General features: G+C 65.0%; 11 protein-coding genes and 1 pseudogene. 5 read left to right on the forward strand and 7 right to left on the reverse strand.

Going from position 1 to position 12695, the window contains the following annotated elements; all coding sequences use genetic code 11:
• Nucleotides 1-9 precede the first annotated feature (9 nt).
• The 4 genes from tssJ to ACREXZ_RS15245 all read left to right on the forward strand — a co-directional run bounded on the left by tssJ (nt 10) and on the right by ACREXZ_RS15245 (nt 3739).
• On the forward strand, nt 10-639 hold the full coding sequence (gene tssJ / locus ACREXZ_RS15230; protein ID WP_431764917.1) for a type VI secretion system lipoprotein TssJ: 630 nt from the start codon (nt 10-12) through the stop codon (nt 637-639).
• Between the two features lie 98 nt (nt 640-737).
• Entirely contained in the window at nt 738-2084 is a 1347-nt protein-coding gene (gene tssK, locus ACREXZ_RS15235) for a type VI secretion system baseplate subunit TssK (protein ID WP_431764918.1), read from the forward strand.
• Nucleotides 2081-2869: a type IVB secretion system protein IcmH/DotU gene (gene icmH, locus ACREXZ_RS15240; RefSeq protein ID WP_431764919.1), complete on the forward strand. Its 789-nt coding sequence runs from the start codon at nt 2081-2083 to the stop codon at nt 2867-2869. Before tssK ends, icmH begins: the two co-directional genes overlap by 4 nt.
• Before the next feature lie 177 nt (nt 2870-3046).
• On the forward strand, nt 3047-3739 hold the full coding sequence (locus ACREXZ_RS15245; RefSeq protein WP_431764920.1) for a glutathione binding-like protein: 693 nt from the start codon (nt 3047-3049) through the stop codon (nt 3737-3739).
• 199 nt (nt 3740-3938) lie between these two features.
• On the opposite strand, the pseudogene ACREXZ_RS15250 reads toward ACREXZ_RS15245, so the two are convergent.
• The 7 genes and pseudogenes from ACREXZ_RS15250 to ACREXZ_RS15280 form a co-directional block, all read right to left on the reverse strand.
• Nucleotides 3939-4184: pseudogene (locus tag ACREXZ_RS15250) on the reverse strand (hypothetical protein); the annotation flags it as partial.
• 8 nt (nt 4185-4192) lie between these two features.
• Nucleotides 4193-4669, reverse strand: a complete 477-nt coding sequence (locus tag ACREXZ_RS15255) for a dihydroneopterin aldolase (RefSeq protein WP_431764921.1) — start codon at nt 4667-4669, stop codon at nt 4193-4195.
• A complete protein-coding gene (locus ACREXZ_RS15260; protein WP_431764922.1) occupies nt 4666-5301 on the reverse strand; it encodes a sarcosine oxidase subunit gamma in 636 nt (211 codons plus the stop codon). The genes ACREXZ_RS15255 and ACREXZ_RS15260 overlap by 4 nt, the downstream gene beginning before the upstream one ends.
• Entirely contained in the window at nt 5291-8302 is a 3012-nt protein-coding gene (locus ACREXZ_RS15265) for a sarcosine oxidase subunit alpha family protein (protein WP_431764923.1), read from the reverse strand. The genes ACREXZ_RS15260 and ACREXZ_RS15265 overlap by 11 nt, the downstream gene beginning before the upstream one ends.
• On the reverse strand, nt 8299-8607 hold the full coding sequence (locus ACREXZ_RS15270; protein WP_431764924.1) for a sarcosine oxidase subunit delta: 309 nt from the start codon (nt 8605-8607) through the stop codon (nt 8299-8301). The genes ACREXZ_RS15265 and ACREXZ_RS15270 overlap by 4 nt, the downstream gene beginning before the upstream one ends.
• Nucleotides 8608-8632: 25 nt before the next feature.
• Entirely contained in the window at nt 8633-9877 is a 1245-nt protein-coding gene (locus tag ACREXZ_RS15275) for a sarcosine oxidase subunit beta family protein (RefSeq protein ID WP_431764925.1), read from the reverse strand.
• Between the two features lie 16 nt (nt 9878-9893).
• The gene (locus ACREXZ_RS15280) at nt 9894-11279 is read right to left on the reverse strand and encodes an L-serine ammonia-lyase (protein ID WP_431764926.1); all 1386 of its coding nucleotides are present in this window, start codon (nt 11277-11279) and stop codon (nt 9894-9896) included.
• Between the two features lie 336 nt (nt 11280-11615).
• Here ACREXZ_RS15280 and ACREXZ_RS15285 point away from each other — a divergent pair, with 336 nt between their 5' ends.
• On the forward strand, nt 11616-12695 hold the full coding sequence (locus tag ACREXZ_RS15285; RefSeq protein ID WP_431764927.1) for a GlxA family transcriptional regulator: 1080 nt from the start codon (nt 11616-11618) through the stop codon (nt 12693-12695).

Here is a 12695-nt window from a genome sequence, read left to right on the forward strand (position 1 = left end):
TCGATATAAATGAATCCGGCTTTAATCGTTTATAGAGCGCGTTATGCGGCAGTCGTAGTCGCGAGTGTACCGCTTCTCGCGGGCTGCGCCGCGGCCATTCCGGCGCTCGGCACCGCTGCGCAGGCAATCATGCAGGCAAGCGGTATCAGCAAGCCCGACCTGCCGGACGCGCAGAAGCCACCGCGCAATATAGGATTGACGCTCTATGCCGCGCCGAACCTGAACGCGGCCACCGATAACAAACCGCTTGCGCTGGTGGTCCGGCTGTACGCATTGAAAGATCCGACCTCGTTCCAGCAGGCGCCATTCGACACCTTTACCGATCCGAACAAGGAAAAGACCACGCTCGGCGCCGATCTGCTCAATGTCCGCGAGGTGACGCTGATACCCGGCCAGCGTTACAACGTGACCGAGAAAGTCTCGCGCGAGGCGCAGGCATTCGGCATCGTCGCGCTGTTCCGCGACCCTGCGATGCAGCGCTGGAAATTCGCTTTCGATCCTGCGAAGTCGGAGAAATCCGGCATAATGATCGGTCTGCATAACTGCGCAATGACCGTGACCAACGGCTCCGTGATACCGGCCGAACAGGGATTGCCCGCTCAACCGCTGAATTTGCTTTCTTCGGTCAGTTGCGGTTAAAGAGAAGATGTCGCTGCAATGTCATTTAACACTCTTTGTCGATTCAGCACGACTTTGTATGGATCGGCAGTTGGCCCGACGCATATAACAGGTTTGAGATGAGTTATTCAGCCAAGGTGCTCTGGGGGGAAGGCCTTTTTCTGAGGCCGCAGCATTTTCAGCGTCAGGACGCCTATCACGAGGCTCGCCTGTTCGAGTCGATCCAGGCGATCCAGCCGTACAACTGGGGCGTGCGTTCGGTCCGCCTCGACCGCGACGCGCTCGGCAGCAACGTGCTGCGCGTCAGCGAGCTGTCGCTGGTGTTTCCCGATGGGGCGCTCTACTCCGCGCCGCAGGCCGACGAGTTGCCGCCGCCCATCGCGCTCGACACGCTGCCCGACGGCATCAACGAATTCACGTTCTATCTGGCGCTGCATCCGGTGCGCGAGACCGGCGCGAATTATTCGGCCGATCCCAATGCCGGTTTCGTGTCGCGCTACGTGAGCGAGCAGTCGCCCGTCGCCGACCACTTCACCGATGCGGCCGAGGCCGACATCACGTTCCTCAAGACCCGCGTCAAGCTGATCGCGCACAGCGAGCCGCGCGACCAGCTGCTGTCGGTGCCGCTCGTACGCGTGCGCCGCACCGCGACGTCCGGCTTCGAGATCGACGAGACCTTCGTGCCGCCGTGCCTCGCGATCGACGCGTCGCCGATCCTGCATCAGCGCCTGCGTCAACTGATCGACGCGCTGCAGGCCAAGGTCAATGCGCTGTACGGCTTTCACCGCGAGCCGACAAAAAACATCATCGAGTTCCGCTCAGGCGACATCGCGTCGTTCTGGCTGCTGCACACCGCGAGCGCGGCGTTCGCGTCGCTCGCGCATCTGTACCAGCACGCGGCGCTGCATCCGGAGCGACTCTTCCAGGAACTGCTGCGCCTCGCCGGGCAGTTGATGACGTTCTCGAAAGGCTACGCGCTCGCCGATCTGCCGCCGTACCGGCACGACGATCCCGGCCCCGGTTTCGCGCGGCTCGACACGATCCTGCGCGACCTGCTCGAAACCGTGATCTCGACCCGCTACTTCGCGATCGCGCTGGAAGAAGTCCGGCCGTCGTTCCACGTCGGCCGCCTCGACTCCGGCAAGATCGACGACAAGACGATGTTCTATATCGCGGTGTCGGCGAACATGCCCACGGTCGAACTCGTCGAAGCGGTGCCCGCACGCTTCAAGGTCGGCGCACCAGACGACGTCGACAAGCTGGTGCTGTCCGCGATGCCCGGCGTGCGTCTCGTCTATACGCCGCAGGTGCCGCCGGCGATCCCGGTGCGGCCGGGCGCATGCTACTTCTCGTTCGAAACGCGCGGTGCGCTGTATGACCGCATGCTGCAGGCCCAGTCGGCGATGATCTACGCGCCGTCCGGAATCAACGATCTCAAACTCGAACTGATCGCGGTCACATCATGAGCTACGCGCCCTCCCTGTTCGGCGACAGCAACCAGCCGACCCCGAATCCTTCGTCCGCTCCGCTTGCCGAGCCGAGCTACCAGGTACGGTCGCTGCTCGACCTGCTGTACGACGGTTTCTTCATGCTGTTCCTGCTGAAAAACGGCCGCGAGCCAGGTGACGCCACCGAATTCGGCTCGCGCATCCAGCAGTTTCTCGGCGACTTCGAGCGCGGCGCGAAAAAGCTGAACGTCGCGGCCGAAGACGTCTACGCTGCGAAATTCGCGTTCTGTGCGGCCATCGACGAGTCCGTGCTGTCGTCGACGTTCCGCATCCGTACCGAATGGGAACGGCGTCCGCTGCAACTGGTTCTGTTCGGCGAGCAGCTGGCCGGTGAGAAGTTCTATCACTATCTCGAGGAATGCCGTGCGCAGGGCGCCGCGCGGTTGCAATCGCTCGAGGTGTTCCACATGTGCCTGCTGCTCGGGTTTCAGGGCAAGTATCTGCTCGAGGGACCGGAGAAGCTCGCTTACCTGACCGCGCGGCTCGGCGACGAAATCGCGCACATGAAGGGCAAGCGCGCGCCGTTCGCGCCGCACTGGCCGCTGCCCGATCAGGTCGCGCACCGGTTGAAGCGCGAAGTGCCGCTGTGGGCAATCGGCGCGGTGTTCGCGCTCGTCGGGCTGCTGGGCTATCTCGGGCTGAACACGTATCTGCGCGATTCGACATTGCGTGCGCTCGCGCCGTATTCGCAGGTCGTCAAGCTCGGACCGCAGTCCGCCAATCTCACGATTTCGCTGCCGTAAGAACATGAAGGCGATGCGCACGCCGCATCGCCTTCTTCCTCCGCATTACCCCGCGCGCCACACATCCCGCAGCACCGCGAGCCCCTCGCGAATCCCCGCCTCATCCACGCCACCGTAGTAGAGCCGTCACACAAGCCCTTCCCTTTCCATCGACCCACGCCGACTCAGGGTGCCGCCATGATCGACCTCTACTTCTCGCCGACGCCGAACGGCCTCAAGATCCGCCTCTTTCTCGAGGAAACCCGCCTGCCATACCGGATCGTGCCGGTCAGCCTGTCGCGCGGCGAGCAGTTCGAACAGTCATTTCTCGCGATCTCGCCGAACGGCAAGATGCCTGCGATCGTCGATCACGCTCCGGCAAGCGAAACTGGCACTGCAGCGCTACCAGTGTTCGAGTCCGGCGCGATCCTGCTGTACCTCGCGGAAAAGACCGGCTGCCTGCTCGGCTCGTCGGCGATGGAACGCGTCGAGATCGTTCAGTGGCTGTTCTGGCAGATGGCTGGACTCGGTCCGATGGCTGGCCAAAGCGGCTACTTCCGCGTCTATGCCGGCGAGCAGGTGCCCTTCGCGATCGAGCGCTACACGAAGGAAACCGCACGCCTGTATCGGGTGCTCGACACGCGGCTCGCGGACCGGCCATTCGTCGGCGGCAGCGAATATTCGATCGCCGATATCGCGTGCTATCCGTGGATCGTCCCGCACGACGCACACGGCCAGGATCTGCGCGAGTTCCCCCATCTGCAGCGCTGGTTCGAAACGGTCCGCGCACGCCCCGCGACGCAACGCGTCTACGAAGGCGTTGCCGACGTCTACACGAAACCCGGCGCCCCAGTGCAACCGGCGGCAACGTCACGCACGCAGCAGTCCTGATCCGTCGACAAGATTCCAGAATCGTGCTCATCGGCATCGCGTTGACGACCGGTGTGCTGCGCTCCACATTCGGCAAGCCCACGACCGCCAAACCCCGCGCACTGTGCGACGATCAGCCCGCCTGCCCCGCATCCGGCGCGTGAAACGTAGCGTGTCCAGTCTCGTCCCCTTCACACTCGACATCCCGCACGCGCCCCGCGCGCGTGCGCGCTTCACCGACCACGCGAGCCAGCGTCGCGGCACTCATCCGTGCAGCGACGCTGCGTACGTAATCGTGATGCCGCGCATCGAGCGGCGCATGCAGATGTTCGGCCTGCAGATAGCGGATCAGCGCGATCCGCCGATGGCCAAGCACCATACTCTGTTCGAGCAGTGCAATCGCGGCCTGCGCATCGCCGCCATCGTACGCACGCTTGACGAGTTCGGCGGTGCGGGCGCGCGGCATTGAGCGAATTAGTTCGATGACGGCGCCGAGCCGCGCGCGCCGCACCACGCATCGTAGTCGGCACGCGTCCAGTCAAGTTCGACGCCGAGCCGGCGCGTGCCCTCGCGAATCTTCGGCTTGTGCAGCGCGAGCGTCAGTGCATCGAGCGCGGGCCATTCGCGAAACGACAGCACCGCGAGTTCCACTACGAGCGTTTCCAGCAACCGCGTATGCGGCTTCGTCGCGAGAAACGCGGTGACGCGTTCGCAGTAGCGCTCGTAGTCGATCATCGCGTGCGCGCTGCGCTCCGACGGTTCACCCCGATAGGCAAGGCTCACGTCGAGCACGACAGGCTGCGGCGCCGCGTGCTCCTGCGGATAGAGGCCGACGCGAGTCGACACCTGAAGCTCGTCGACGAACACGCGCCAGCCGCGCCCACGCCCTGAAACAGACGTGAGCGAATCGCGCGACACCATCGCGACGAGCGGTGCGTCGACCGGCTTCACGACATCAGCGGCGCGGCCGCGTCGAGCATGATGCGCACGAAGTAGTCGGCGAAGCTGCGCCGCACGACGAGTTCATACGTATTCTCGCCAGCCGGAATCAGCACGATCGACGCCTTGAAGTAGTGGCTCTGCGCACACTGCCCCTGACCGAACACGCGCGGATGCAGGTCCAGCGGACAACCGCGCACGATCACGTCACGCACCTTTTCACCGCTCGCCTCGAGCACCGTGTAGCCGCTGCCGATATCGACCGCCGATGCGAACTGTCCAGCAAGTGCAGCGGCCAGCTTCTTCTCGAGCGTCGACGCCTGTTGCTGCTGCGACCGCACGAGCCATTCGTCCGGCCCGAGCCACAGGATGTCGTAGCCGTTGCCACGTGCCACGGTATTCGGTTTCGCGGGCGGCCGGCAACCGGTCACGCTCTCTACGGCGCTCGCGAACCCTTCGTCGGATGCATCGCCACGCAGGTTCACGAGATCGCGGAACGGCCGCTCGTCGAGACGGAATTTTTTCGATGCGGTCGCGTGATGCGCGTTCAACAGATCGTCCACGCCGACGAGCGGCGACTCCCCCCACACCTCGCCCGTCGCGCGCTGCACGCCGGGCGCGCTGCTTCTGGTTTCATTCCACATGTTGACGGACTCCTTCGGTGTCGTAGAAAACCGGGCTCGCGATCTTCGCGGTGACCTGCCGGCCGCTCGCGAGCGGAATCGTCACGCTCTCGCCCATCTTGTCGAGGCCGCCCTTCACGACGGCCAGTGCGATCGAACGCTTCAGGATCGGGCTGTAGTAGCTCGACGTCACGTGTCCGAGCATCGGCATCGTCCCGTTCGCGCCGCCCGCTCCCAGACCCTGTGGAACGATCTGGCTGCCTTCCGGGATCACGAACTGCGCGTCATCGGCGAGCAGCCCGACGAACTGCTTGCGCCCCGCCTTCGCGGTATCGGAACGCGCGAGCGAACGCTTGCCGAGGAAATCCTTCGACTTCGCGACGAGCCCGCCCATCCCGAGATCGTTCGGTGTGATCGAACCGTCGGTGTCCTGCCCGACGATGATGTAGCCCTTCTCCGCACGCAGCACGTGCATCGTTTCCGTGCCGTACGGCGTGATGTCGAACTCGGCACCCGCAGCCATCAACGCTTCCCATACGCCCCGGCCAAGATTCGCCGGCACGTTCACTTCGTACGCGAGTTCGCCCGAGAAGCTGATCCGCATCACGCGCGCGCCAACGCCCGCGACCGTGCCTTCGCGATACGACATGAACGGGAACGCGGCGTTCGCGAAGTCGATGTCGCTACACACTTTCTGCAGCACCTTGCGGCTCTTTGGTCCAACCACCGCGAACGTCGCCCAGTGATCGGTCACCGACGCGAGCCGTACCTTCAGGTTCGGCCACTCGGTCTGCAGCCAGCGTTCGAGCCACGTGAGCACGCGCGCGGCGCCACCCGTCGTGGTGGTCATCATGTAGTGCTGGTCCGCGAGCCGCACGGTCACACCGTCGTCGAACACCATACCGTTCTCGTCGAGCATCAGACCGTAGCGGCACTTGCCGACTTCGAGCTTGCTCCACGGATTCGTGTAGACCCAGTTCAGCAGTTGCGCCGCATCGGGGCCCTGAATGTCGATCTTGCCGAGCGTCGACGCATCGAGAATGCCAACGCCGTTGCGCACTGCGAGGCATTCGCGCGCGACCGCCGCGTGCAGGTCCTCGCTCGCCTGCGGGTAGTACCACGGCCGCTTCCAGTTGCCGACGTCCTCGAATGCCGCGCCGTGTTCGACATGCCATTCGTGAATGCAGGTCTTGCGGATCGGATCGAGCATATCGCCCAGCTCGCGACCCGCGAACGTGCCGAACGTGACCGGCGTGTAGTTCGGCCGGAATGTGGTCGTACCGGTTTCGGGGATCGTCTTGCCGAGTGCGTCGGCGAGAATCGCCATCCCGTTGATGTTGCCGAGCTTGCCCTGATCGGTGCCGAAGCCCATCGCCGTGTAGCGCTTTACGTGCTCGACCGATTCGAAGCCTTCGCGCGCGGCAAGCAAAATGTCCGCTGCCGACACGTCGTTCTGGAAATCGACGAACTGCTTCGGACCGCGCGGTGCTGCCTCGCGACTGCCGACGAGCCACAGCGGCAGCAACGGGGCTTCCGCGATTTCTGCCGCATGCGGCGCCTGCGGCCGAGGCGCATCGAAGCCGGTCGCCTTCGCCGCTTCGACGCCCGCGTCGACCGCGAGACGCAGTCCGCGTGCGAGACCGAACTCGCCCGCTGCCGCGCCGATGCTGGATTCGGCCTGCACCGCCTTGCCCGGCACGAAGCACACCTTGTCGTCGTTCCAGTGCGCCCTGCCGCCCGACTGCGCGAACAGGTGCAACACCGGGCTCCAGCCACCCGACATCGCGAGCAGATCGCACGGCAGGTCCGCTACGCGTGCACCGACCTTGCCGTTTGCATATGAGGCCACTTCCACCGCGGCGACCCGCAGCTTGCCGTGCGCAGTCGTGATCACGGAACCGTTCAGCACCTTCACGCCTTGACGCCGTGCAGCGGCCGGCAAAGCACCGTTGCCTTCAGCGCGCGGATCGACGACCGTGACCTGCGCACCGCACGCCTTCAGATCGAGCGCGCACTGATAGCCATCGTCGTTGTTGCTGAACACGACGGCCGTGCGGCCCGGCAGCACGCCGTAACGATGCACGTAGGTCGACACCGCCGACGCGAGCATCACGCCCGGCAGATCGTTGTTGCCGAAGACGATCGGACGCTCGTGTGCGCCGGTCGCGAGAATCACGCGCTTTGCGCGGATCTTCCACAGCAGTTCGCGCGTGCCCTTGCGCATCGACACCGGCAGATGATCGGTCAGACGCTGCGTGACGGTGACGAGGTTGTGATCCTGATAGCCGAACGCGTTGCTGCGGGAAAGGATCTTCACGTCGGGCATCTGCGACAGTTCCGACTCGATCTTCTCGACCCATTGCAGCGCGGGCCGTCCGTCGATCTCCGCGCGGCACGACAGCAAACTGCCGCCGAGTTCGCGCTGATCGTCGACGAGGATCACGCGCGCACCCGCCGTAGCCGCCGCATGCGCGGCCGCGAGTCCGGTCGGTCCGCCACCGACGACCAGCACGTCGCAATGCGCATAGCACTTGTCGTAGCGATCGGTGTCGAGCGCTTCGGGTGCTTTGCCGAGACCCGCGGCTTCGCGGATCTTCTCTTCGTATTTCGGCCACCATTTGCGCGGCCACATAAAGGTCTTGTAATAGAAACCGGCCGGCAGGAAGCGCGAGAACTTCTGGTTGATCGCCATGCGATCGTGCTCGAGGCTCGGCTCCGCGTTCACGCTGCTCGCGACGAGCCCCTGATACAGCTCGACTTCAGTCGCGCGCGCATTGGGCACCGTGTAGGCGCCGCGCTCCAGCTGCACGACCGCGTTCGGTTCCTCGACCCCCGCGGTGACGATGCCGCGCGGCCGGTGATACTTGAAGCTGCGCGCGACGAAATGCACGCCGTTCGCGAGCAACGCCGACGCGAGCGTGTCGCCCTGAAAGCCCTGATACGTGCGGCCGTTGAACGTGAACGTCAGCGGGATCGCGCGGTTGATGCGCCCGCCGGCGCCGAGGCGATCTTTCTGGCTCATGGTGTGTTGCCCTCGCGAGCGTCGTGAGTGGTGGAGCCTTCGGTGCCGCCGCCGAAAGTTTCATAGCCGTGGAACTGGTAGGACACCGTGTCGCGCGTCGCCATGAACCAGCGGCGGCAGCCCTGCGTGTGCAGCCATTGCTCGCGGTGCACGCCGCGCGGATTCTTGCGCATGAACAGGTAGTCGCCCCATTCCTGGTCGGTGAGCTTTTCCGGCTCGGGCGGACGCATGATGTCCGCTTCGCCGCCGCAGCTAAATTCGGATTCGGCGCGCGGCCCGCACCACGGGCATTCGATCAGCAGCATGTTGTTATCTCCGTTGTGCGTGGGGTTAGTGCGCGACCGCGGCCGCGCCGTGTTCGTCGATCAGATGGCCGGTGTAGAAACGGTCCAGCGAGAACGGCGCGTTCAGCGGATGCGGTTCATCGTGTGCGATCGTGTGCGCGAACACCCAGCCCGAGCCCGGCGTCGCCTTGAAGCCGCCGGTGCCCCAGCCGCAGTTGAAGTACAGGCCCTTCACGTCGGTCTTGCTGATGATCGGGCACGCGTCCGGCGATACGTCGACGATGCCACCCCACTGGCGGTTCATCCGCACGCGCGAGAACACCGGGAACATCTCGACGATCGCCTGCAGTGTCCCTTCGATGATGTTGAAGCTGCCGCGCTGGCCGAAGCCCGTGTACTGATCGACACCCGCGCCGATCACGAGATCGCCCTTGTCGGACTGGCTGATGTACGCGTGCACCGCGTTCGACATGATCACCGTGTTGACGACCGGCTTGATCGGCTCGGACACGAGCGCCTGCAGCGGGTGGCTTTCGAGCGGCAACCGTATGCCGGCCATGTCGGCCAGCGTCGACGTGTTGCCTGCCGCGACCACCGCGACCTTCTTCGCCTTGATGAAGCCCTTCACCGTATCGACGCCGGTCACCGCGCCGCCCGAACGACGGATGCCGGTGACCTGGCAGTTCTGGATGATGTCGACGCCATGCCGGTCCGCGCCGCGCGCGAAGCCCCATGCCACTGCATCGTGACGCGCGACGCCCGCGCGTCGCTGGATCGATGCGCCGAGCACCGGGTAGCGGCTGTTCAGGTTGATGGTCGGTTCGATCTCTTTGATCTGCGCGGGCGTGAGGAATTCGGCGTCGACGCCGTTGAGCCGGTTCGCGTTGACACGCCGCTCGGTGTCGCGCACGTCCTGCAGCGTGTGCGCGAGATTCATCACGCCGCGCTGGCTGAACATCACGTTGTAGTTGAGGTCCTGCGACAGGCCCTCCCACAGCTTCATCGCCTTCTCGTACAGCGCAGCCGATTCGTCCCACAGGTAGTTCGACCGCACGATCGTCGTGTTGCGTGCGGTGTTGCCGCCGCCGATCCAGCCTTTCTCGAGGATCGCGATGTTCTTCACGCCGTGTTCCTTCGCGAGGTAGTACGCAGTCGCGAGACCGTGCCCGCCGCCGCCGACGATCACCACGTCGTACTCCTTCTTCGGCTCGGGGCTGCGCCATTGCCGCTCCCAGTTCTCGTGATACGACAACCCGTTGCGGAACAGACTGAATATCGAATAGCGGCTCATGATGCACATCCTCTCTTTAGCATTCGATGACGTTCACGGCGAGACCGCCGCGCGACGTTTCCTTGTATTTCGTCTTCATGTCGGCGCCGGTTTCGCGCATCGTCTTGATCACGTTGTCGAGCGACACGTAGTGCTGGCCGTCGCCCTTCAGCGCCATCCGCGACGCGTTCAGCGCCTTGACCGCGCCCATCGCGTTACGCTCGATGCACGGAATCTGCACGAGCCCGCCGACCGGATCGCAGGTCATGCCGAGGTTGTGTTCCATGCCGATCTCGGCGGCGTTCTCGACCTGGGTCGGCGTGCCGCCCATCACGGCGGCGAGCGCGGCCGCGGCCATCGAACACGCGACGCCGACTTCGCCCTGGCAGCCCACCTCGGCACCGGAGATCGACGCGGTTTCCTTGTAGATGATGCCGATCGCCGCGGCGGTCAGCAGGAAGTCGACGATGCCGGCATCGTTCGAGCCGGGGACGAACTTCACGTAGTAATGCAGCACGGCCGGAATCACGCCGGCCGCGCCGTTGGTCGGCGCGGTGACGACCCGGCCGCCGGCCGCGTTTTCCTCGTTGACGGCCATCGCGTACAGGTTCACCCAGTCGAGCATCGACAGCGGGTCCCTCAGCGATTCCTCGGAACGCGAGCGCAACTGCGCCGACAGTTCGGCCGCACGGCGCTTCACGCGCATCGGACCCGGCAGTTCGCCGCGCTCCTTGCAGCCGCGCTCGACGCAGGCCGCCATCGTGCGCCAGATCGCGAGCAGCGCGTCGCGCACCTCCCGCTCCGGACGCGCCGTGCATTCGTTGCGCAGCGTAACCTCGGCGATCGACAGACCGCTGTCGCGGCACACGCGCATCAGGTCGTCGCCGGTGCGGAACGGGAACGGTACGTCGGCGCCGGTGCGCACCCCGTTCACGCGATCGCCGTCGCGGTTCACGACGAACCCGCCGCCCACCGAGTAATACTCTTTCTCGACCAGCAGCTGACCGTTCTCGTCGAATGCCTGGAAACGCATGCCGTTCGGGTGCACGATACCCGTGCCGGTCATCAGCTTGCGATAGAACGTCAGATGCTCGCGTTCTTCGAACCGCACCGGCTGCTGGCCGAGCAGCCGCAATGACTTCTGTTCACGGATCTGCGCGAGACGCGGCGCGATCAGGTCGGGATCGATCGTGTCCGGCAGATGCCCTTCGAGGCCCAGCAGTACCGCCTTGTCGGTGCCGTGGCCCTTGCCGGTCGCGCCGAGCGAGCCGTACAGCTCGATCTCGACGCGGTGCACGAACGCGAGCAGGTTCGCGTCTTCGACATGCGACGCGAAGCGGCACGCCGCGATCATCGGACCGACCGTATGCGAACTCGACGGCCCGATGCCGATCTTGAACAGATCGAAGACGCTGACGTTCATGGGAAACTGCCTCGCGAGTGGGGGTGGATCGGCGCTGCGGCGGGCGAGGTCGGGCAGCGCGCACGCATTTACCAATGTGGCGCCAGTACACCAAAGCGTAAAATCGGCTGATAGAACAAAAACGGCATCGGCGTGGGACGGCACCGCCACGGCGCGCTTGCAGCGACCCGGCGTTCGTTTCTGCGATGGTTCACGGCGGAAATGCGCAAGTCGCGGCGGGTCCGATCGGCGACGCTAGGCTTATCGCGCGCGCATACGTATCAGCGCGCGACGGCCCTGGCCCCGCCGCGGTTCGCTCCGATGCACCATTTGGTTCAACCCGGCCCTCGCTTCACGATGAAAACCGCAGAATCGCTACCGCTGACCTCGATCGACGCCACCCCGAAGGAGCGCATCCGCTTCGGCATCGTGCTGCTGCCGAACTTCACGCTGACCGCGTTCTCCGGTTTCGTCGACATGCTGCGGCTGTCCGCCGACGAAGGCGACTACAGCAAGCCCGTGCGCTGCTCGTGGAGCGTGATCGGCGACACGCTCGCGCCGGTCCGCGCGAGCTGCGGCATACAGATCACGCCGTGGGAAACCTTCGCGAACGCCGAGCCGTTCGATTACGTGGTGGTGGTCGGCGGGCTACTGCATTCGGGCCCGCAGGCCAATGACGAAACGCTGCAGTTCATCCGCCAGGCCGCGCGTACCGATGCGACGCTGGTCGGCATCTGTACCGGCGTGTTCGCGCTGATGCGCGCGGGCGTGCTGGACGGGCACCGCATCTGCGTGAGCTGGTTCCACTACTGGGATTTCGTCGAGCGCTTTCCGGCCGTGAATCCGGATGCGCTGATCGCGGACCGGCTGTTCGTGATCGACCGGCGGCGTATTACATGCTCGGGCGGACGCGCGTCGATCGACGTCGCCGCCGCGATCCTGCTGCGCCATTTCGAGCACGCGACCGTGCAGAAGGCGTTGCGCATCCTGCTCGTCGGCGAGATGCAGAAAGGCAATGCGCCGCAGCCGCATCCGCCGGGCCTCGAACCGGCCACGCACCCGAAGGTGAAGCGCGCGATCCTGCTGATGGAGCAGCACGTCGGCCGGTCGCTGCCGCTCGAGGAACTCGCGTACAAGCTCGATCTGTCGCCGCGGCAGCTCGAACGCCTGTTCAAGGCGGAAACCGGCAAGAGCCCGCAGACCTTCGCGAAGCAGGTGCGGCTGCGCACGGCGGCATGGCTGTTGACGAGTTCGGATCGCACGGTCGCCGACATCGCGTCCAGCTGCGGCTTTTCGGACGCGTCGCATCTGGGCCGCGAATTCCGCAAGCAGTTCGGTGTGCCACCGGTGATGTACCGCGAACAGCAAGGCGCCGCGTCTGTCGACGACGCCGCGGCGTTCAACGAGACATTTCCGGGACGCGTCGACGTGTATTGA

Source organism: Paraburkholderia sp. (genome assembly GCF_050742655.1).
In the GTDB taxonomy this organism is placed as follows: Bacteria; Pseudomonadota; Gammaproteobacteria; order Burkholderiales; family Burkholderiaceae; genus Paraburkholderia.